This is a genomic window from Kitasatospora sp. NPDC088783 (assembly GCF_044750705.1).
GTDB classification, from domain to species: Bacteria; Actinomycetota; Actinomycetes; order Streptomycetales; family Streptomycetaceae; genus Kitasatospora; species Kitasatospora fiedleri.
The window spans coordinates 17,001-37,333 of record NZ_JBIVKJ010000023.1; the positions used below are offsets into that span (position 1 = coordinate 17,001).

A 20,333-nucleotide genomic window follows, 5' to 3' on the forward strand; every position below is an offset into this window, starting at 1 on the left:
CGCGGTGATGGGGACGGGCTCCTGGGGCACCGTCTTCGCGATGATCCTGGCCGACGCCGGCTGCGAGGTGACCCTGTGGGGCCGCCGCCAGGAGCTGGTCGACGCGATCGACCGGGACCACGTCAACCGGGACTACCTGCCGGAGCTGACCCTGCCCGCGGGCGTCCGGGCCACCACGGACGCCGCCGCGGCGCTGGCCGGCGCGGACTTCGCGGTGCTCTCGGTGCCGTCCCAGACGCTGCGCGACAACCTCGCGCTCTGGGCGCCGCTGATCGAGCCGCAGACCGCGCTGGTCAGCCTGATGAAGGGCGTCGAGCTGGGCACCGTGAAGCGGATGAGCGAGGTGATCGCCGAGGTCGCCGGGGTCGGCCCGGAGCGGGTCGTGGTGGTCTCCGGCCCGAACCTGGCCGGCGAGATCGCCAACCGGCAGCCCGCCGCGACGGTGGTGGCCTGCGCCGACGAGGAGGTCGCCAAGCGCTTCCAGAAGGCCTGCCACACCCCGTACTTCCGCCCGTACACCAACACCGACGTGGTGGGCTGCGAGCTGGGCGGCGCGGTGAAGAACGTGATCGGCCTGGCGGTCGGCATGGCCAACGGCATGGGCCTGGGCGACAACACCAAGGCCACCCTGATCACCCGCGGCCTGGCCGAGACCACCCGGTTGGGCCTGGTGCTCGGTGCCGATCCGCACACCTTCGCGGGCCTGGCCGGGATGGGCGACCTGGTGGCGACCTGCTCCTCGCCGCTGTCCCGGAACAACACCTTCGGCACCAACCTGGGCCGCGGCATGACGCTGGCCGAGACCGTCGCGGCCACCAGCCAGACCGCCGAGGGCGTGAAGTCCTGCGAGTCGGTGCTCGACCTGGCCCGGCGCAACGGGGTCGACATGCCGATCGTCGAGGCCGTGGTGGACGTGGTCCACAAGGGCCGGCCGACCCAGGAGGTGCTGGAGGGACTGATGGCCCGTTCGGCCAAGCCTGAGCGCCGGTGACCGGAATCGGACGGTAGTCTCAACGCCGATATGAGCATCGAACAGACCACCCCGAACCAGGCGGCCAAGCCGCGTGTCGCGATCGTCTTCGGCGGCCGCAGCTCCGAACACGGCGTGTCCGTGGTCACCGCCGCCAGCGTGCTGCGCTCGATCGACCGCGGCAAGTACGAGGTGCTGCCGATCGGCATCACCCACGAGGGCCGCTGGGCCCTGGTCGGCGACGAACCGGCCCGGATGGCCATCACCGACGGCCGGATGCCGGACGTCGACCAGGTCGCCGAGTCCACCGAGGGCCAGGTGGCGCTGCCCACCGCCCCCGGCAGCCGGGAGGTGGTGTGGAGCGAGCCCGGCACCGCGCCGAAGGTCCTCGGCGAGGTCGACGTGGTGCTCCCGCTGCTGCACGGCCCGTGGGGCGAGGACGGCACCCTGCAGGGCCTGCTGGAGCTCTCCGGCGTCCCGTACGTGGGATCCGGCGTGCTGGCCTCCGCGGTCGGCATGGACAAGGAGTTCACCAAGCGGATCATCGAGTCGCTCGGCCTGTACGCGGGCGAGTACACCGTGGTCAAGCCGCGCGAGTGGGAGTCCGAGGCCGGCCGGGCCGCGGCCCGCGAGCGGATCGCCGGGCTCGGCCTGCCGCTGTTCGTCAAGCCCTGCCGGGCCGGGTCCTCGATCGGCATCACCAAGGTCAAGGACCTGGCCGGCCTGGACGCCGCGATCGAGGAGGCCCGCCGCCACGACCCGAAGGTGATCGTGGAGAAGGGCGTCGAGGGCCGCGAGATCGAGTGCGGCGTGCTGGAGTTCGAGGACGGCCCGCGCGCCTCGGTGCCCGCCGAGGTGCTGGTCGACGGCGACTTCGAGTTCTACGACTTCGAGGCCAAGTACATCGACTCCTCCGAGGTGCGCATCCCGGCGGACCTCACCGACGCCGAGCGGGCCGAGATCCGCCGGCAGGCCGTCGAGGTGTTCGAGGGCCTGGGCTGCGAGGGCCTGGCCCGGGTCGACTTCTTCCTGCTGGCCGACGGCCGCTGGATGGTCAACGAGGTCAACACGATGCCCGGCTTCACCCCCATCTCGGCCTACCCCAAGATGTGGGAGGCCACCGGGGTGCCCTACGCCGAGCTGATCGACCGCCTGCTGTCCGCCGCGCTGCGCCGCTCCACCGGCCTGCGCTAGGGCCTGTCTTCAAACCCCCGTCGTAGCCCTGCGGCGTCTGGTGCGTGCTCTCGGCGTGCCGGGCGAAGGGCCTCGTACTGGATGTACTCGGCTCTTTGCCCGGTGCGGCGGGAGTGGGTGCCAGGCGTTGCGGGGCAGGCGGGGGTTTGAAGACAGGCCCTCGGGCCGGGACGGCTCAGGAGGCGTCGTCCAGGCAGTCCGAGTCGGCCTTCCCGTCGATGCGCGGGACGGTCGCCCGGATGGCGGAGGAGAACGAGCCCAGCGGGTCCGCGTAGTTGCCGTACGCGCCCGCCGGGACCTCTACCACCACGTACGCCTCGCGCAGCCCGGTGGCGAAGCGGTAGCCGCCCGCGCCGTCCTCGGTCAGCCCCCAGCCGACCTCGTCGACGCACGGGCCCTTGCGCTCGGTGTCGTTCAGCAGGTCCGGCCGGTCGGCGCCGCAGGTCAGCACGGTGCGCGGGGACGAGGCCCAGGCCGCGGTGTACGGCGAGGCCGGGGACGGGTCCTCGCGCCGGTGGCCGAGCACCTCGGCGGGCAGCGCCGCGTCCAGCGCCGCGCAGTACCGGGCGGTCCCGGCGTCCTGCCCGGGCGGCGCGACGTCCGGGTCGCCGCTCCACGACACCGCCAGCCAGGCCGTGCAGCCGAGCAGCGCGGCGGGCGGCGCCAGCCAGCGCACCGGGGCGGGCAGGCGGTTCAGCAGATCACGGGAGGCCACCGCACGATGGTAAGCGGGCTTACAGCCGCACCACCGGACAGGTCAACGTCCGGGTGATGCCCTCCACCCGCTGCACGTTGGCCACCACCAGGCGGCCCAGCTCGTCGATCGACTCCGCCTCGGCCCGGACGATCACGTCGTACGGGCCGGTCACGTCCTCGGCGGTGATCACTCCGCCGATCCCGGCGATCGACTCGGCCACCGAGGTGGCCTTGCCCACCTCGGTCTGGATCAGGATGTACGCCTGCACCACGGGGGACCTCCAGGCGGCTGGGTGGGTACCTGCTGACCGGCAGTCCGATCATCACCACGCTACCGCGCGACGGCGCGGACGGGGGAGACCCCGGAGGGCCCGGAAGGCGTACGCTGCGGGCGCGGGGCGACCGCCGGGCACGGCTCCGTGCGGTGGCGGGACCGCCCGGCACACGGGGGTTCGCAGACAATCGGACAACGGGGAACGCGGGAGGACGGGCTGATGCAGGGGACCGTGGGCGAACTCGGCGAGTTCGGGCTCATCCGGGAGCTGATCGCGCGGCTGCCGATGACCCCGGCGGTGGAGCTCGGGCCCGGCGACGACGCGGCCGTGGTCAAGGCGCCCGACGGGCGGGTGGTGGCCACCACCGACGTGCTGATCGAGGGCCGCCACTTCCGCCGCGACTGGTCCACCGCGTACGACGTCGGCCGCAAGTGCGCCGCGCAGAACCTCGCCGACATCGCCGCGATGGGCGCCGTCCCGACCGCGCTGCTGCTCGGCCTGGTCGCCCCCGCCGACCTGCCCACCACCTGGGCCACCGAACTGATGGACGGCCTGCGCGACGAGTGCCAGGTGGCCGGCGCCACCGTGGTCGGCGGCGACGTGGTGCGCGGCGACACCATCACCCTGGCCATCACGGCGCTCGGCGACCTCCAGGGCCGGCGCCCGGTGGTGCGCTCCGGCGCCCAGGTCGGCGACGTGGTCGCGGTCACCGGCTGGCTCGGCTGGTCCGCCGCCGGGCTGACCGTGCTGCAGCGCGGCTTCCGCTCCCCGCGCGCCTTCGTCGAGGCGCACCGCCGCCCCGAACCGCCGTACCACGCGGGCCCCGCCGCCAGCGACCTCGGCGCCACCGCGATGGTCGACGTCTCCGACGGCCTGGTCGCCGACCTCGGCCACGTCGCCCGGGCCAGCGAGGTCGACATCGACCTGCGCGCCGCCGACTTCGACGTCCCCGCGCAGATGGCCGACATCGGGCAGGCCGTCGGCGTCGACCCGCTGGTGTGGGTGCTGTCCGGCGGCGAGGACCACGCGATCGTCGCCACCTTCCCCAAGTCCACGCCGCTGCCCGCCCGTTGGCGGGTCATCGGGGAGGTCGTCCGGACCGCCCGGCCCGGCCGCGGCGGCACCGTCACCGTCGACGGCGCGCCCTGGGACCGCACCGCGGGCTGGGACCACTTCGCCGAGCAGTAGCAGCCGAGCCGTAGCAGCGGGCGGGCGGCGGGCGGACCGAGCGGGCGGCGGGCGGGCCGCGGCCGGCCGGCGGCCCGCCCCTGGTGGCTACCCGGTGGTACGGCCCCGAGCGCGTAGTGTTGCGCCTGTCGGGCGGACCGGCAGCGTCGACGGTCCGGTCCACCTACGGACGCGGGGGCGCGCCCCCCGGAGCAGGAGCACAGCCACCATGCGAATCGGCGTTCTCACCAGCGGCGGCGACTGCCCCGGCCTGAACGCGGTCATCCGCTCGATCGTGCACCGCGGCACCGACGTGCACGGCGACGAGATCCTCGGCATCGAGGACGGCTTCCTCGGCCTGATCGAGGGCCGGGCCCGGCCGATCTCGCACGAGGACGTCACCGGCCTGCTCACCCTGGGCGGCACCATCCTCGGGTCCGCCCGGGTGCAGCGCGAGAAGATCCGCTGGGCCGTCGAGAACTCCCGCGCGCTCGCCGCCGACCTCGGCATCGACGCGCTGATCGCGATCGGCGGCGAGGGCACCCTGACCGCCGCCAAGCTGTTCAGCGACGCCGGGCTGCCGGTGGTCGCCGTCCCCAAGACCATCGACAACGACATCGACGCCACCGACGTCACCTTCGGCTTCGACACCGCCGTGCACGTCGCCACCGAGGCCATCGACCGGCTCAAGACCACCGCCGAGTCGCACCAGCGGGTCATGGTCGTCGAACTCATGGGCCGCCACACCGGCTGGATCACCCTCACCGCGGGCATGGCCGGCGGCGCCCACGGCATCCTCATCCCCGAGAAGCCCTTCGACATCGAGGCCGTCGCCCGGATGATCGAGGAGCGCTTCCGGCGCGGCAAGAAGTTCGCCATCATCGCCGTCGCCGAGGGCGCCCAGCCGCTGCCCGGCACGCTGCGCTTCGAGCACGGGCAGGTCGACCAGTTCGGCCACCAGACCTTCGGCGGCATCGGCACCAGGCTCGCCGTCGAGCTGGAGAACCTGCTCGGCAAGGAGGCCCGCCCGGTCATCCTCGGACACACCCAGCGCGGCGGCACCCCCACCGCGCTGGACCGGGTGCTCGCCACCCGCTTCGGCTGGCACGCCGTCGAAGCCGTCCACAAGGGCGCCTTCGGGCACTTCACCGCGCTGCGCGGCACCGAGATCCACCTCACCCCGATCGCCGACGCGGTCGTCCAGCTCAAGACCGTCCCCGAGGACCGCTGGACCGAGTCCGAGGCCGTGCTCTGACCGCCCCCGGCGGGTCGGTAGGTTGGGGCGCATGAGCACCTTCGCCGCCGCCCCGCCCCGAGTCCTCACCGTCGCCGGCTCCGACAGCGGCGGCGGTGCGGGCATCCAGGCCGACCTCAAGGCCATGCTCGCCCTCGGCGTGCACGGCATGAGCGTCATCACCGCCGTCACCGCGCAGAACTCGCTCGGCGTCCAGGGCTACTGGGAACTGCCCGCCGAAGCCGTCCGGGCCCAGTACCGCAGCGTCGTCGACGACATCGGCGTCCAGGCCGTCAAGACCGGCATGCTCGCCTCGGTCGAACTGGTCGAGACCGTCGCCGACCTGCTCGCCGACGCCCCCGCCCCCGTCGTGGTCGACCCGGTCGGCGTCTCCAAGCACGGCGACGCGCTGCTCGCCGCCGAGGCCGTCGCCACCCTCCGCGAGCGGCTGCTGCCGGTCGCCACCCTCGCCACCCCCAACCTGCACGAGGTGACCCAGCTCACCGGGCGCACCGTCACCGGCGAGGCGGACATGCTGGACGCCGCGAAGGCGCTGCGCGACCTCGGCCCCGACTGGGCGCTGGTCAAGGGCGGCCACCTGGCCGGCGAGGCCGCGGACCTGCTGCTCGGCCCCGGCGGCGAGACCCACTGGTACCGCGCCCCCCGCCACGACAACCGCCACACCCACGGCACCGGCTGCACCCTCGCCAGCGCCGTCGCCGCCCAGCTCGCCAAGGGCGACCCCGTCCCGCTCGCCGTCGCCCGCGCCAAGACCTACGTCACCGGCGCCATCGCGCACGGCTTCGCCCTGGGCGCCGGCATCGGGCCGGTGGACCACTTCTGGCAGCAGCGGGGGTGAGCGGCGGCGGCCGGGGCGGGCGCCCGTCCCGGCCGGAGGGGCCGGGGAAACCAGAAGCCGACCACGGCCCCCGGAGGGGTGTGGTCGGCTTCGGGAAAAGGTGACCGGCGTACCGGTCTGCGCGTCAGCGCGAGACCTTACCGGCCTTGATGCACGAGGTGCAGACGTTGAGCCGCTTCGGCGTCCGCCCGATCACAGCGCGCACCGTCTGGATGTTGGGGTTCCAACGACGGGGGGTGCGGCGGTGCGAGTGGGAGATGCTGTTGCCGAAGCCCGGGCCCTTGCCGCAGACGTCACAGTTGGCAGCCACAGGAGTCACTCCAAGACTTCAGATCAGGTACTTGAACTAGCCCGGGATGCTCCAGGCAACCGGGAGAGCATACAACGGTGACTCCCGCTCAACGAAACTACCACGATCGCGGAGGTGATCGTTCCCCCGAGCTGGGCACGAGCCTGCTGGGGGCGGTGCCGCGGGGGCCGATAACCTGCCAGCATCGTCCCTCGCCACCGCGTCCTGTCGTGTTCCCGTGGCGTTCATCCGGAGGAGACCTGGTGCTGGACACCCTCGACGCCCCGGCCGTCCGCACCTGGTGCCGACTCGCGCTGGCCGCCCTCGGGCAGGCCCGCGAGGAGATCGACGCGCTGAACGTGTACCCGGTTCCGGACGGGGACACCGGGACGAACCTCTACCTGACGGTGGAGTCCGCCGCCGAGGCGCTGGACGAGGTGTTCGCCGCCGCCGAGGAGCCGGAGCTGTCCGCCGCGGCCGCCGCCGCCGCGCGGGGCGCGCTGATCGGGGCGCGCGGCAACTCGGGCGTGATCCTGGCGCAGTGGCTGCGCGGCCTGGCCGAGGTGCTCTCGGCCGGCGGCCCGCTGGCCGCCGCGCTCGACCACGGGGCCCGCTCGGCGTACCAGGCGGTCGCCGAACCGGTGGAGGGCACCCTGCTGACGGTCGCCGCCGCCGCCGCGCGGGCCGCGGGCACCGCGGACGGGCTGACCGGGCAGGCCCGGGAGGCGTACCGGGCGGCCCGACAGGCGCTGCTGCTCACCCCCGACCAGCTGTCCGCGCTGGCCGAGGCGGGCGTGGTGGACGCGGGCGGCCGGGGCCTGGTCGCGGTGCTCGGCGCGCTGGTGGACGCCGTCTCCGGGCAGCAGCCGATGGGGCCGGTCGCGATGCGCCGGGACACCGAGCCGGGCGCCGCGCCGGGGTCCTCGCCGGTGGCGGCGGGCTGCGAGCGGCACGAGCGGGCACCCGGCCCGGGCCACCCGGCGTTCGAGGTGATCTACCTGCTGGAGGCCGAGGACGGGCGGCTGCCGCTGCTGCGCGAACGCCTGGGGCGGCTCGGCGACTCGCTGGTGATCGGCGGCGGGGACGGCCTGTGGAACGTGCACGTCCACGTGGACGACGCGGGCGCGGCCGTCGAGGCGGGCGTCGAGGCCGGGCGGCCCCACCGGATCAGGATCACGCACTTCGCCGAGGCCGCGGCCCGCTCGGGGGAGCGGGAGGAGACCGTCTCGCACGGGCGGGCGGTGCTGAGCGTGGTGACCGGCAGCGGGCTGGCGCAGCTGTGCGAGCAGGCCGGCTCGGTGGTGCTGCCGGCCGACCCGGACCGCCCGCCCGCCAGCGCCGAACTGGTCACCGCCGTGCACCGCTGCGCGGCCCGCGAGGTGGTGCTGCTGCTCAACGACCCGGAGCTGCGGGCCGCCGCCGGCGCCGCCGCCGACCAGCTGCGCGAGGAGGGCGTGCGGATCGCCGTGCTGCCCACCCGCTCCCCGGTGCAGGGCCTGGCGGCGCTGGCCGTGCACGACGCCGGGCGGCGGTTCGACGAGGACGTGGTGGCGATGACCTCCGCGGCCGGCGCCACCCGGTACGCCGAACTGGCCGTCGCCGAGGGCGAGTCGTGGACCATGGCGGGCGTCTGCCAGGCCGGGGACGTGCTCGGCCTGATCGACGGCGACGTCGTGGTGATCGGCACCGACCTCACCGAGACCGCGCTGGCCGTGCTCGACCGGATGATCGCGCCCGGCGGCGAACTGGTCACCCTGGTGCTCGGCGAGGAGGCCCCCGCCGACCTCGCCGACCGGCTGATCGCGCACGCCCGGCGCACCCGCCCCGAGGTCGACACCGTCGCCTACCGGGGCGGTCAGGAGGCCGCCCCGCTGCTCATCGGGGTGGAGTGAGCCCGGAGCGTCGGTCCCGTGGTGTGAAATGGGGGCGATGGGCGCTCTCGATGAACCACTGAAGGAACTGGTCGGCGACCGCACCGCGAAGGTGCTGGCCGACAGTCTCAAGCTGCGCACGGTCGGCGACCTGCTGCACCACTACCCGCGCCGGTACGTCGAGCGCGGCCAGCTCACCAGCCTGGACGAGCTGGAGGTGGACGAGCACGTCACGGTGCTGGCCCGGATCGAGAAGGTCACCCTGATCCCGTTCCGCGGCCGCAAGGGCGACCGGCTGGAGGTGGTGGTCACCGACGGCCGCTCGAAGCTCTCGCTGGTGTTCTTCAACCAGGGCTGGCGGCAGAAGGACCTCCGCCCCGGCCGGCAGGGCCTGTTCGCGGGCAAGGTCGGCCTGTTCAACCGCAGCCGCCAACTCGCCTCGCCCGACTACCAGTTGATCGACGAGGAGGAGGGCTCCTCGGCGGCCCGGCAGTTCGCCGGGCGGCTCATCCCGGTCTACCCGGCCAGCGCCCAGCTGCCCAGCTGGAAGCTCGCCCTCTGCGTCGAGCTGGCCCTCACCAAGCACCTGGCCGACGTCGGCGAACCGCTGCCCGCCGAGCTGCGCGCCGAGCACGGCCTGATCCCGCTGCCCGAAGCGCTGGAGCTGATCCACCGCCCGCACGGCCAGGCCGACAAGGAACGCGCCCAGAACCGGCTGCGCTGGGACGAGGCGTTCGTCCTCCAGGTCGCCCTCGCCCAGCGCCGGGCCGCCGACTCCGCGCTGCCCGCCGTCCCGCGCCGCCCCGTCCCCGACCGGGTGCTGGACGCCTTCGACCGGCGGCTCCCGTTCACCCTCACCGACGGCCAGCGCAAGGTCTGCGCCGAGATCTTCGCCGACCTGGCCACCGACCACCCCATGCACCGGCTGCTCCAGGGCGAGGTCGGCTCCGGCAAGACCCTGGTCGCGCTGCGCGCCATGCTCGCCGTGGTGGACGCGGGCGGCCAGGCCGTGCTGCTCGCCCCGACCGAGGTGCTCGCCCAGCAGCACCACCGCTCGATCGTCGAGATGATGGGCGACCTCGCCGAGGCCGGGATGATCGGCGGCTCCGAGATCGGCACCCGGGTCGCCCTGCTGACCGGCTCGATGGGCGCCGCCGCCCGCCGCGGCGCGCTGCTCGACATGGCCTCCGGCAAGGCCGGCATCGCGATCGGCACGCACGCCCTGATCGAGGACCGGGTGCAGTTCGCCGACCTCGGCCTGGTGGTGGTCGACGAGCAGCACCGCTTCGGCGTCGAGCAGCGCGACGCGCTGCGGGCCAAGGGCGAGCAGCCCCCGCACCTGCTGGTGATGACCGCCACGCCGATCCCGCGCACCGTCGCGATGACGGTCTTCGGAGACCTGGAGACCTCCGTCCTGGACCAGCTGCCCTCCGGCCGCTCGCCGATCTCCACCCACGTGGTGCCCGCGCTGGAGAAGCCCAACTTCCTCGCCCGGGCCTGGGAGCGGGTCCGCGAGGAGGTCGGCAAGGGCCACCAGGCGTACGTGGTCTGCCCGCGGATCGGCGACGAGGAGGAGCCGGAGAAGGGGAGGAAGAAGCGCGGGGCGGCCGAGCCCGAGGAGGTCGACGACCCGGCCGGGGGCGCGGACGCCGAGGAGCGGCGGCCCCCGCTGGCGGTGGTGGAGACCGCCGAGAAGCTGGCGAAGGGCCCGCTGGCCGGGCTGCGGATCGAGGTGCTGCACGGCCGGCTCGCCCCCGACGCCAAGGACGACGTGATGCGCCGCTTCGCGGCCGGCGAGGTGGACGTGCTGGTCGCCACCACCGTCATCGAGGTCGGCGTCAACGTGCCGAACTCCACCGTCATGGTGATCATGGACGCCGACCGGTTCGGCGTCTCCCAGCTGCACCAGCTCCGCGGCCGGGTCGGCCGCGGCGCCGCCGCCGGGCTCTGCCTGCTGGTCAGCGACATGCCCGCGGCCAGCGCCGCCCGGGCCCGCCTCGACGCGGTGGCCGGCACCCTGGACGGCTTCGCGCTCTCCCGGATCGACCTCGAACAGCGCCGCGAGGGCGACGTGCTCGGCCAGGCCCAGTCCGGCGTGAAGTCCTCGCTCAAGGTGCTCTCGGTGCTGGAGGACGAGGACGTCATCGCCACCGCCCGGGCCGAGGCCACCCGGCTGGTCGCCGCCGACCCCGCGCTCGCCGCCCACCCCGAGCTGCGCACCGCGCTGGAGAGCCTGCTCGACGAGGACCGCGCGGAGTACCTGGAGAAGGGCTGAACCGGCCCGCCCGCCCCCTCGCGGACGGCTTGTTCGCACCCCTCGGATGTCAGTGCCCCGGGAGAGAATGGAGTTGTTCGGGGCGCACTCCAAGTCGCTTCCCCGGCGCGAGAATTGGGGGTCATTGCATGGCATTCCGTCACCTCAACGAGCTCCCGCTCGGCGACAAGGTCTTCCGGATCGAGGTCGCCAGCGAGGACGACCGCGAAGTCACCCTCACCCTGACCGGCTGGCGCGAGGGCGACTCCGCCCACCCGGTCGCCAGCGGCAAGCTCCGCCTCCCGGTGGAGGACGTCGCCTCCCTGCGCATCGCGCTCAACCGCGCCCTGCGCGCGCTGGCCATCGTCGCCGACGTCTCCGAGCCCATCCCCGACCGGGACGTGCTGCGCGAGCTCTACCCCGGCCACGGCGCCCCCTGGGTGCCGCAGCACGAGGAGGAGCTGGTCCGCCGGTTCCACGAGGGCGAGACCATCGCCCGGATCGCCGCCCGCTACGGCCGCACGCCCGACTCCGTCCGCACCAAGCTGCGCGAGCTCGGGCACGACCCGCGCCGCCCCGAGTACTGCCCGCCCGACGGCTGCCTGTCCTGGTCGCGCTACGCGTCGCCGACGCTGCTGGGCGCCGCCGCCGACGAGTGACCGGAGCGGGGGAGCGAGCGGGCGCGCGCCCGGCCCGGGGCCGATCCGTCGGCTAGGGTCGGGCGCGCAGCCCCTCCCACCCGCAAAGGACCCAACGCCATGCCTCGCGTGATCGCCGGCCGTGCCGGAGGCCGCCGTCTCGCCGTGCCGCCCGGCCGGAACACCCGCCCGACGTCCGACAAGGCGCGGGAGGCGATGTTCTCCACCGTCGAGGCGCTGTTCGGGCCGATCGCCGGCGCCCGGATGCTGGACCTGTTCGCGGGCAGCGGCGCGGTCGGGCTGGAGGCGCTCTCGCGCGGCGCGGCGCACGCGCTGCTGGTGGAGGCGGACGCGAGCGCCGTGCGGACGGTGCGGGAGAACGTCCGGACGCTGGGGCTGCCCGGCGCCGAGGTGCGGGCGGAGAAGGCCGAGAAGGTGGTCGCCGGGCCGCCGCCGGCCGAGCCCTACGACCTGGTGTTCCTGGACCCGCCGTACGCGGTGGAGGACGCCGTCCTGCGGGAGACGCTGGTCACACTCCGCTCGGGGGGCTGGCTGTCCGAGCACGTTCTCGTCACCGTGGAACGCAGCACCCGGGGCGGCGAGTTCGGCTGGCCGGACGGCTTCGAGGGGCTGCGCTCGCGCAAGTACGGCGAGGGCACGCTCTGGTACGGTCGCGCCGCTGCCGGGGCTGATCGAGACTCGTAGCAGAACACCACGCCCCACAAGGGAGCACACGCATGCGCCGCGCCGTCTGTCCGGGGTCCTTCGACCCCATCACCAACGGACACCTCGACATCATCGAGCGGGCCTCGAAGCTGTACGACGTGGTGCACGTGGCGGTGCTGATCAACCGCAACAAGCAGGGCATGTTCACCATCGACGAGCGGATCGCCCTGATCGCGGAGACCACCGCCCACCTGGGCAACATCGAGGTGGAGTCGCACAGCGGCCTGCTGGTGGACTTCTGCCGCGAGCGCGGCATCCCGGCGATCATCAAGGGCCTGCGGGCGGCCGGCGACTTCGACTACGAGCTGCAGATGGCCCAGATGAACCACGGGCTGACCGGCGTCGAGACGCTGTTCGTGCCGACCTCGCCGACGTACAGCTTCCTCTCCTCCAGCCTGGTCAAGGAAGTCGCCTCGCTGGGCGGCGACGTCTCGCACCTGCTGCCCGCGACGGTGCACCGGCGGCTGGTCGAGCGGATCGCCGAACGCCGGGACTGAACCGGCGTTGTGAGCGGCGGGGCCGGTGGCCGTACAGTCTTGATACCCCCGGCCCCGGGGCCGCAGCCAGCGGCTTCCGGAGCACTGCCTCCGCCGCACTTCGGCGGCACACGGAAAGACTGAAGACGCCCGTGGACGTGCAGCAGAAACTCGACGAGATCATCGCCGTGGTCGAGAAGGCGAAGGCGATGCCGATGTCGTCGTCCTGCGTGGTCAACCGTGCCGAGTTGACCGGACTGCTCCGCGACCTGCGCGGGGCGATGCCCGCGGAACTCGCCCAGGCGCAGTCGGTGGTGGCGGACCACCAGCAGATGGTGGCCGACGCCCGGGCCCAGGCCGACCAGATCATCCGGGGCGCGCACGACGAGCGCGGCTCGCTGATCTCCGACACCGAGGTGGTCCGGCAGGCGCAGGCCGAGGCGGACCGGGTGCTGGCCGAGGCGCGCGCCGAGGTGCAGGCCAAGCTCGCCGAGGCCGACGACTACGTCGACTCCAAGCTGGCCAACTTCGAGGTGGTGCTCACCAAGACGCTCGGCGCGGTCGGCCGTGGCCGGCACAAGCTGCGCGGCGAGTCCGGCGTGTACGAGCCGGAGGCGGAGGGCGCCGAGGACGGCGAGGAGTTCCGGCCGCGGATCAGCCCCAGCCCGGAGGCCGACGAGTACGTCGACGTGAAGCTGGCCACCCTGGAGGCGGTGCTCTCCGCCACCCTGGAGGCGGTCGGCAAGGGCCGCGACAAGCTGCTCGGCAAGGCCCCGATCGACGAGCTGGGCGCCTACCTGGCCGCCGCCGACGAGGCCCAGCAGCTCAAGGACCGCGCCGAGGCGGTGGCGGCCGGCTTCTCCGACGAGGGCGAGCAGCAGAGCTGGTACGCGGACGTCCCGCAGCAGCAGTCCTGGCCCGAGCAGACCCCGGCCGCGGCCGGCTGGCAGCAGCCCGGCGAGGACCCTCCCCCGGCCCCCGGCTGGGGGGGCCCCCTCGCCCAGCCGCAGGCCCCGCAGTACGCCGAGGTCTACGGCGGCTACGACCCGGCGGCGGCCCCGCAGACCGACCCGTACGGCCAGCCCTACGGGCAGCAGCAGCCGGTGGACCCGTACTACCAGCAGCAGCCGCAGTACCAGCAGCCGCAGGGCTTCGACCAGTGGGGCAACCCGCTGCCCGCCGACCCGTACGGCTACCAGCAGCACCCCCAGCAGCCGCCGCAGCCGCCCGCGCAGTCGCCGCAGCAGCAGGGCGGGCTGGACGAGACCAGCTTCTTCGACACCAGCATGATCGACATGACCAGGCTGCGGGAGCTCGGCGGCCGATGAGGGGCGAGTTGGGTTCGGCGCGGACTCTCCGGTAGTCTGACCACTCCGGCCTGTTCGCGCCGGGTTCGCCGTGCGCCCGCATCCGGGCCGCGCGCCGTAGGAGCCGAAAATCCGCGCCACGCAGGGATGCGTGCCGCCGCCAGGAAGTCAGGAAACCTTGAACCGCCTCGACCACCGCGACCCCCTCGTGTTCGACACGCACGAGCTCGGCCGTCGCCCGGGATCGCTGCGCAAGGTCTCCCGCACCCTGGAGGCCCCGGCGGAGCTCGGCGTCGCGGACGTGATCGGCGTTCCCGAGAAGAGCGAGATCAAGCTGGAGCTCCGCCTGGAGTCGGTGGTCGAGGGCGTGCTGGTCACCGGCACCGCCGAGGCCCACGTCACCGGCGAGTGCTCCCGCTGCCTGGAGCCCCTGGAGGACGACCTGGAGGTCGACTTCCAGGAGCTGTACTACTACCCGGAGTCCGAGGAGCGTCACCGCGCGATCGCGGGGGACGACTTCGACGAGGAGTCCGAGGACGAGACTTACCGCCTGGAGGGCGACCTGTTCGACCTCCAGCCGGTGCTGCGTGACGCGGTGGTGCTCGCACTGCCGCTGCAGCCGGTGTGCCAGGACGACTGCCTGGGTCTGTGCTCCGAGTGCGGGGCCCGCCTGAGCGACGACCCGTCGCACCACCACGACGCCGCCGACCCCAGGTGGGCGGCCCTGCAGGGACTCTCCGCCGCCCCCGGCGACGAGGGTGACGAGGAATAAGACACAGCGCTGCCCGTGAGGGCCTCGCCGTAGAACCAGGAGATTTACCGTGGCTGTTCCGAAGCGGAAGATGTCGCGCAGCAACACGCGTCACCGCCGTTCCAACTGGAAGGCCGTCGTGCCCGCGCTCGTCGCGTGCGACCGCTGCCACGAGCCGAAGCTCGCGCACATCGCGTGCCCGAGCTGCGGCACGTACAACCGTCGCCAGGTCCTCTCGGTCTGATCGGCGGGGTGCACGGATCGATGTCGGACACTGGCAGTTCCTCCCGCAAGCCGAACCCCGGGACCAACGGGGGCAAGGGCGGTGGGCCGGCCTCGACCGAATACGACGTCCTGGAAGGGCGCCTCGGGTACACGCTCGAGCGCGCCCTTCTGGTGCGCGCCCTGACCCACCGCTCGTACGCGTACGAGAATGGCGGGCTGCCCACCAACGAGCGCCTGGAGTTCCTCGGCGACTCGGTGCTGGGCCTGGTGGTGACCGACACCCTCTACCGCCTCCACCCGGAGGTCGCCGAGGGGACGCTCGCCAAACTCCGCGCCGCGGTGGTCAACTCCCGCGCGCTCGCCGAGGTCGGCCGCGGCCTGGACCTCGGGGCCTTCATCCGGCTCGGCAAGGGCGAGGAGGGCACCGGCGGCCGCGACAAGTCGTCGATCCTCGCGGACACCGTCGAGGCCGTGATCGGCGCCACCTACCTGGACCAGGGACTGGAGGCGGCGACCGAGTTCGTCCACCGCCTGTTCGACCCGCTGATCGCGGAGTCCGCGCAGCTCGGCGCCGGGCTCGACTGGAAGACCAGCCTCCAGGAGCTCACCGCCGCCGTCGGCATCGGCGTCCCCGAGTACGTGGTCACCGAATCCGGCCCGGACCACGAGAAGACCTTCACCGCCGCCGCCCGGGTGGCCGGCCAGGACTACGGCTCCGGCAGCGGTCGCTCGAAGAAGGAAGCCGAGCAGAAGGCCGCCGAGTCCGCCTGGCGCGCGATCAAGGCCGAGCGCGAAGCCGACCGGCCCGACGGCGCCGCCGCCGCGACCGTCTGACCGGCGGTCCGACGTGCCCGAGCTGCCCGAGGTCGAGGTGGTCCGCCGGGGACTGGCCCGCTGGGCCGCCGGGCGCACCGTCGCTGACGTCCAGGTGCTGCACCCGCGCGCCGTGCGCCGGCAGGCGGGTGGCGCCGACGAGTTCACCGCCCTGCTGCGCGGCCGCACCCTCGGTGAGCCGCAGCGCCGCGGCAAGTACCTGTGGGTGCCGCTCGGCGACGGCCTCTCGATGGTCGGGCACCTCGGCATGAGCGGCCAACTCCTGATCCAGGAACCGGAGATGGCCGAGTCCGTGCACCTGCGGGCCCGGCTCAGGTTCGCCGACGGCGGCACCGAGCTGCGCTTCGTCGACCAGCGCACCTTCGGCGGCCTGGCCGTCGAGGAGGCCGAGGCCGACGACCCCGAGGCCACCCCCGTCTCGCTCGCCCACATCGCCCGCGACCCGCTCGACCCGCGCTTCGACGACGCCGCCTTCGCCGCCGCCCTGCGGGCCAAGCGCACCACCGTCAAGCGCGCCCTGCTCGACCAGACCCTGATCAGCGGCGTCGGCAACATCTACGCCGACGAGGCGCTGTGGCGCAGCCGCCTGCACTACGACCGCCCCACCGGCACGCTGACCCGCCCCGCCGCCCTGGAACTGCTCGGCCACGCCCGGGACGTGATGACGGCCGCGCTGGCCGTCGGCGGGACGAGCTTCGACTCGATGTACGTCAACGTCAATGGCGAGAGCGGCTACTTCTCCCGCGACCTCGACGCCTACGGCCGCGAGGGCCGGCCCTGCCGCCGCTGCGGCACGGCGATGCGCCGGGACGCCTGGATGAACCGCTCCAGCTACTCCTGCCCCACCTGCCAGCGCCCGCCCCGCCGCTGACCGCAGGTCGCGGCCCCGGGTCAGTCCGCCCTCCCGGCGGGGGCCTTCTCCTCCTCCGCGGCCGCCTGCAGGGCGCCGCCCTCCTCGCCGAAGCAGGCCACGCCGACGGCGCTGACCACGGCGAGGAGGAAGCCGAGGACGGCCAGCCAGCCCAGCCCGGCGCGGGAGGAGTCGCCGAGCCAGAGGACGCCCACCGCGCCGGGGACGACCGTCTCGCCGACCACCAGGGCGGCGGTCGCGCCGTTCACCGACCCGACCTGCAGGGCGACGGTGTGCAGGTACATCCCGCCCAGGCCGCCCACCAGGACGGCGTACAGGGCCGGGTCGGCGAGCAGCGCGCCGAACGCGAAGGGCTGCACGCCGTCCAGGACGCGCACGCCGATGCCCAGCGCGCCGAAGCCCAGGCCGGAGAGCAGGCCCGCGACGATCGCCCCGCCGGACCCGAGCCGGCGCACGACCAGCGAGCCGCCCGCGATCAGCACCGCGGAGCTGATCAGCAGCGCCCAGTGGAAGGCCCGGGCCGCCTCGTGCCCGCCCTCCGGCCCGGCGGCCACCGCGAGCAGCACCAGCGCGCCGCACAGGACGCCGATCGACAGCCACTCCGCCCGGCGCAGCCGCAGGCCCAGCAGCCGGACCGAGAGCACCGCGGTGATCACCAGGTTGGCGCTGATGATGGTCTGCGACAGGAACAGCGGCAGCAGCCGGGCGGCCAGCGCGCCGAGGCCGAAGCCGACGAAGTCCAGCACCGTGCCGAGGATGAACTCCCAGGTGACGGCGGCCTTCGCGGTCGAGGACAGGCTCGGCCCGCCGTGTCCGGTGACGGCGCCGGCCGCCGCCGCCTCCTGCCGGGCCGAGCGGCGGGCGCCGAGGGCCTGCAGCACCGACCCGGTGCCGTAGCAGGCGGACGCCGCGACGGCGGTGACGAGGCCGAGGATCACCAGGGGGCTCCTGTCGGGGGTGGTGCGGGAAGATCGTCTCCACTATGCCCGCTCGGACGCCCCGCGCGGGCCGCGCGGCCCCAACTCCGGCCGGTCGGCGGGGGTTCGGAGCGCCCTTCTCGCCCTGGAGTAGGGGGCGGTCCCGGGGTGGGAACGGTACCGGGGGAGGGCGTGGTCCGGACCGCCGGACCGGTACGGTCTGGAGTATGAGAACTGTGCTCCGCCGCTCCCGCGCCACCGGGCCCGCCGCCGTCCTGGCGGCGCTGCTCGGTCTGCTGATGGTGCTCGGACTGTCCGCGCCCGCCTCGGCGTCCGGCCTGAACGACGCGGCCGACTCCATGAAGAAGGTCCAGGTCTACGTCGACCCGTCGATGAGCAGCCGGTTCTCCAAGGACCAGGCGGACAGGCTGGCGAAGAAGCTGAAGGACGCCGACAAGCCGATCTTCATCGCGGTGCTGCCGGCCAGCGACGCCTACCCGACGAAGAACCTGTTCGGCGACCTCCGCACCAAGGTCGGCATCGTCGGCGTCTACGGCATCTGGCGCGGCGACCAGTTCCAGGCCAACTCCGACGCCAAGGCGCTGAGCAAGGCCGCGACCGACCGGATCGCCGGCGCCGCGTTCCGCTCGAACCCCAAGGACATCGACGCCACCCTGACCGAGTTCGTCGACGGGGCGGCCGAGCAGACCAAGGGCGAGGGCCCGCAGCACAGCACCTCGATCGCCTGGGTCCTGATCCCGGTCCTGCTGATCGTGCTGCTCGGCGTCGGCGTCTTCCTGCTGTTCCGCCGCGCCAGGAAGCGCAAGGAGGAGCGGGCCCGGGCCGAACTCGCCCAGCTGCGCACCGTGGTGGACGAGGACATCACCGCGTTCGGCGAGGAGCTCGACCGGCTCGACTTCAGCCCCGGCGCGCCCGGCGCGGACGACGCCCAGCGCGCCGACTACACCAGTGCGCTGGACTCCTACGACCTGGCCAAGCGCACCATGGACGAGGCGAAGGGGCCCGAGGACGTCCGCCCGGTGACCGAGGCGCTGGAGCAGGGCCGGTTCGCGCTGGCCACCCTGGCCGCCCGCCGCGAGGGCCGCCCGCTGCCCGAGCGCCGCGTCCCGTGCTTCTTCGACCCGCGGCACGGCCCGTCCACCACCGACGTGACCTGGGCCCCGGAGGGCGGCGCCCCGCGCTCCGTCCCGGCCTGCGCCGACGACGCGGCCCGGATCTCGCTCGGCCAGGACCCGGCGGTGCGCACCGTGGAGACCGAGCACGGCCACCAGCCGTACTGGAACGCCGGCCCCGCCTACAGCCCGTGGGCGGGCGGCTACTTCGGCGGCGGCATGCTGCCCGGCCTGCTGGTCGGCACCATGCTCGGCTCGGCGCTCTCCACGCCGGGCTACGCCTACGCGGGCGGCCACGGCGACGGCGGCGGCGGGTACGACGACAACGGCGGCGCGGACGCCGGCGAGTACTCGGGCGCCGACTTCGACCCCTCCGACTTCGGCAACGACTTCGGCGACGGCGACGGCGGCGGTTTCGACGGGGGCGGCGGCTTCGACGGCGGCGGGGACTTCGGCGGCGGCGGCGACTTCGGGAGCTTCGGCGACTGACCCCGGTCGGCGGCGGCCCTGCGAACGGCCCCCGGCCCCCGGCCCCGTCCTCGGACGGGACCGGGGCCGTCCGCGTTCCGGGGGCGGCCGACGGTGCTGTGTCGGTGGAGCGAGGGCCGCCGCAGGGGTGGGGAGGGTCGGTGGAAGGGGCGTGAAGCCCGTTCCGAGCGCCCCCGGAGTGCCCGACTATGGTCGGACACATGCAAGGTCACGACAGCCGCCGATCCGTCCGGGCCACCATCTGGGTGCGCGGGCGCGTCCAGCAGGTGGGGTTCCGCTGGTGGACCAGGGCCAGGGCCCTGGAGATCGGGCTGACGGGCTACACGAGCAACCTCGGGGACGGCCGCGTCCAGGTGGTCGCCGAGGGGTCGCGCGCCGACTGCGAGCGGCTGCTCGCCGCGCTGCGCGGGCCCGGAACGCCTGGTCAGGTCAGTGGGGTCACCGAGATCTGGACCGCCGTGGGCGACGGGTACCAGGGCTTCGCGATCCGATGAGCACACCGCAGTTGCCGGCGGGAGGAGAGCCCCCGGCAACTGCCGGTGTCACGGGGTTGCCTTCGAGGCGGACTCGTGGTTGACTCCGCAGACGTAGTGATCCACTAGCCCGGCCGATGGTGTGAGGTTCCCGCCATGCAGGTGACAGGGGCGCGGTAGCGTGCGGTGATCGTGTTGACCCGTACGGTCTTTGATGAGACGCTGGAAACCCGCGCACAGGTTTGCGTTTAACCGGCGGGGCCCCGCCTGTGAGTGTGCCACTCACCAGCGGATGCCCTCGTAGTGCCCAGCCAGCACGTCCGGCGCGCAGGCGCGTGCGTATCCCTTCCCCCAAGACCTACCGTACACGGTTCGGTCACTCAGCGTGGAGGACCACACATCATGGCAAAGGCGCTTCTCGGGTACGTCGGCGGCCCCGACCCGCGAATGCTCTCCGAGATGCGACGGCTGCAGCAGCGCGTCCAGGACCTGGAGAACGAGCTGGTCAAGCTCCAGGCCGAGAACGACGCGCTGTCCGCCGTCGCCGACGAGCACTCGCTGCTCAGCAGCATCGACCTGGACCAGCGCGAGCCGGCCCTGACCTGATCGTTCGTGGTCCTCGCGATCGACGCAGTCGTGCACTGAGCTTCCCCCGCCAGGGGGCGGCAGCCTACAAGGGACGTC

Annotated in this window: 22 protein-coding genes; 18 read left to right on the forward strand and 4 right to left on the reverse strand. The window is 73.8% G+C overall.

All coding sequences use genetic code 11. From position 1 onward, the window contains the following. Positions 1 to 7: 7 nt before the first annotated feature. Positions 8 to 991 carry an NAD(P)H-dependent glycerol-3-phosphate dehydrogenase gene (locus ACIP60_RS35085; RefSeq protein WP_400692831.1) on the forward strand — a complete coding sequence of 328 codons (984 nt, stop codon included), beginning with the start codon at positions 8 to 10 and terminating at the stop codon, positions 989 to 991. Between the two features lie 30 nt (positions 992 to 1,021). Then, complete coding sequence (locus tag ACIP60_RS35090) at positions 1,022 to 2,164, forward strand: D-alanine--D-alanine ligase family protein (protein ID WP_400692700.1); 1,143 nt, start codon at positions 1,022 to 1,024, stop codon at positions 2,162 to 2,164. Between the two features lie 175 nt (positions 2,165 to 2,339). Here the strand turns inward: ACIP60_RS35090 and ACIP60_RS35095 are convergent, their stop codons facing one another. Together ACIP60_RS35095 and ACIP60_RS35100 are read right to left on the reverse strand one after the other, a co-directional pair. Continuing rightward, positions 2,340 to 2,879: a DUF3515 domain-containing protein gene (locus ACIP60_RS35095; RefSeq protein WP_400692703.1), complete on the reverse strand. Its 540-nt coding sequence runs from the start codon at positions 2,877 to 2,879 to the stop codon at positions 2,340 to 2,342. Between the two features lie 19 nt (positions 2,880 to 2,898). Beyond that, the gene (locus ACIP60_RS35100; RefSeq protein ID WP_100836227.1) at positions 2,899 to 3,132 is read right to left on the reverse strand and encodes an Lrp/AsnC ligand binding domain-containing protein; all 234 of its coding nucleotides are present in this window, start codon (positions 3,130 to 3,132) and stop codon (positions 2,899 to 2,901) included. A 222-nt stretch (positions 3,133 to 3,354) separates the two neighbouring features. Here ACIP60_RS35100 and ACIP60_RS35105 point away from each other — a divergent pair, with 222 nt between their 5' ends. The 3 genes from ACIP60_RS35105 (at position 3,355) to thiD (ending at position 6,395) form a co-directional block, all read left to right on the forward strand. Continuing rightward, positions 3,355 to 4,323: a thiamine-phosphate kinase gene (locus tag ACIP60_RS35105; RefSeq protein ID WP_100836226.1), complete on the forward strand. Its 969-nt coding sequence runs from the start codon at positions 3,355 to 3,357 to the stop codon at positions 4,321 to 4,323. A 208-nt stretch (positions 4,324 to 4,531) separates the two neighbouring features. Next, on the forward strand, positions 4,532 to 5,557 hold the full coding sequence (locus ACIP60_RS35110; RefSeq protein WP_400692707.1) for a 6-phosphofructokinase: 1,026 nt from the start codon (positions 4,532 to 4,534) through the stop codon (positions 5,555 to 5,557). Between the two features lie 31 nt (positions 5,558 to 5,588). Further along, positions 5,589 to 6,395, forward strand: a complete 807-nt coding sequence (gene thiD / locus ACIP60_RS35115; protein ID WP_400692710.1) for a bifunctional hydroxymethylpyrimidine kinase/phosphomethylpyrimidine kinase — start codon at positions 5,589 to 5,591, stop codon at positions 6,393 to 6,395. A gap of 124 nt (positions 6,396 to 6,519) precedes the next feature. Here the strand turns inward: thiD and rpmB are convergent, their stop codons facing one another. Next, a complete protein-coding gene (gene rpmB, locus ACIP60_RS35120) occupies positions 6,520 to 6,705 on the reverse strand; it encodes a 50S ribosomal protein L28 (RefSeq protein ID WP_014138233.1) in 186 nt (61 codons plus the stop codon). Between the two features lie 242 nt (positions 6,706 to 6,947). On the opposite strand from rpmB, the gene ACIP60_RS35125 reads away from it, so the two are divergent. The 10 genes from ACIP60_RS35125 to mutM all read left to right on the forward strand — a co-directional run bounded on the left by ACIP60_RS35125 (position 6,948) and on the right by mutM (position 16,637). Beyond that, positions 6,948 to 8,576: a DAK2 domain-containing protein gene (locus ACIP60_RS35125; protein WP_400692712.1), complete on the forward strand. Its 1,629-nt coding sequence runs from the start codon at positions 6,948 to 6,950 to the stop codon at positions 8,574 to 8,576. Between the two features lie 37 nt (positions 8,577 to 8,613). After that, entirely contained in the window at positions 8,614 to 10,830 is a 2,217-nt protein-coding gene (gene recG / locus ACIP60_RS35130) for an ATP-dependent DNA helicase RecG (protein WP_400692715.1), read from the forward strand. 128 nt (positions 10,831 to 10,958) lie between these two features. Further along, a complete protein-coding gene (locus ACIP60_RS35135) occupies positions 10,959 to 11,468 on the forward strand; it encodes a hypothetical protein (RefSeq protein ID WP_400692718.1) in 510 nt (169 codons plus the stop codon). 99 nt (positions 11,469 to 11,567) lie between these two features. After that, positions 11,568 to 12,152, forward strand: coding sequence for a 16S rRNA (guanine(966)-N(2))-methyltransferase RsmD (gene rsmD, locus ACIP60_RS35140; RefSeq protein WP_100836221.1), 585 nt, complete (start codon positions 11,568 to 11,570; stop codon positions 12,150 to 12,152). Positions 12,153 to 12,184: 32 nt separating this feature from the next. Beyond that, positions 12,185 to 12,670 carry a pantetheine-phosphate adenylyltransferase gene (gene coaD, locus ACIP60_RS35145; protein ID WP_100836220.1) on the forward strand — a complete coding sequence of 162 codons (486 nt, stop codon included), beginning with the start codon at positions 12,185 to 12,187 and terminating at the stop codon, positions 12,668 to 12,670. Positions 12,671 to 12,801: 131 nt separating this feature from the next. Beyond that, positions 12,802 to 13,977 carry an ATP synthase F0 subunit B gene (locus ACIP60_RS35150; protein ID WP_400692723.1) on the forward strand — a complete coding sequence of 392 codons (1,176 nt, stop codon included), beginning with the start codon at positions 12,802 to 12,804 and terminating at the stop codon, positions 13,975 to 13,977. Between the two features lie 157 nt (positions 13,978 to 14,134). After that, positions 14,135 to 14,728, forward strand: a complete 594-nt coding sequence (locus tag ACIP60_RS35155; protein ID WP_100590044.1) for a DUF177 domain-containing protein — start codon at positions 14,135 to 14,137, stop codon at positions 14,726 to 14,728. A gap of 49 nt (positions 14,729 to 14,777) precedes the next feature. Next, positions 14,778 to 14,951 (forward strand): 50S ribosomal protein L32, encoded by a 174-nt coding sequence (rpmF, locus tag ACIP60_RS35160; protein ID WP_035866499.1) that lies wholly within the window; start codon positions 14,778 to 14,780, stop codon positions 14,949 to 14,951. 20 nt (positions 14,952 to 14,971) lie between these two features. Next, on the forward strand, positions 14,972 to 15,766 hold the full coding sequence (rnc, locus tag ACIP60_RS35165) for a ribonuclease III (protein ID WP_100836218.1): 795 nt from the start codon (positions 14,972 to 14,974) through the stop codon (positions 15,764 to 15,766). A gap of 13 nt (positions 15,767 to 15,779) precedes the next feature. Continuing rightward, positions 15,780 to 16,637: a bifunctional DNA-formamidopyrimidine glycosylase/DNA-(apurinic or apyrimidinic site) lyase gene (gene mutM, locus ACIP60_RS35170; protein ID WP_100836217.1), complete on the forward strand. Its 858-nt coding sequence runs from the start codon at positions 15,780 to 15,782 to the stop codon at positions 16,635 to 16,637. Between the two features lie 20 nt (positions 16,638 to 16,657). Here mutM and ACIP60_RS35175 read toward each other — a convergent pair whose 3' ends face one another. Beyond that, the gene (locus ACIP60_RS35175) at positions 16,658 to 17,575 is read right to left on the reverse strand and encodes a hypothetical protein (protein ID WP_400692729.1); all 918 of its coding nucleotides are present in this window, start codon (positions 17,573 to 17,575) and stop codon (positions 16,658 to 16,660) included. A gap of 206 nt (positions 17,576 to 17,781) precedes the next feature. Between ACIP60_RS35175 and ACIP60_RS35180 the strand changes: the two genes are divergently transcribed. The 3 genes from ACIP60_RS35180 to ACIP60_RS35190 all read left to right on the forward strand — a co-directional run bounded on the left by ACIP60_RS35180 (position 17,782) and on the right by ACIP60_RS35190 (position 20,255). Continuing rightward, the gene (locus tag ACIP60_RS35180; RefSeq protein ID WP_400692732.1) at positions 17,782 to 19,176 is read left to right on the forward strand and encodes a hypothetical protein; all 1,395 of its coding nucleotides are present in this window, start codon (positions 17,782 to 17,784) and stop codon (positions 19,174 to 19,176) included. Between the two features lie 200 nt (positions 19,177 to 19,376). Then, positions 19,377 to 19,670, forward strand: a complete 294-nt coding sequence (locus tag ACIP60_RS35185; RefSeq protein WP_282202624.1) for an acylphosphatase — start codon at positions 19,377 to 19,379, stop codon at positions 19,668 to 19,670. 381 nt (positions 19,671 to 20,051) lie between these two features. Then, positions 20,052 to 20,255 (forward strand): hypothetical protein, encoded by a 204-nt coding sequence (locus tag ACIP60_RS35190; RefSeq protein WP_030458828.1) that lies wholly within the window; start codon positions 20,052 to 20,054, stop codon positions 20,253 to 20,255. Positions 20,256 to 20,333 lie beyond the last annotated feature (78 nt).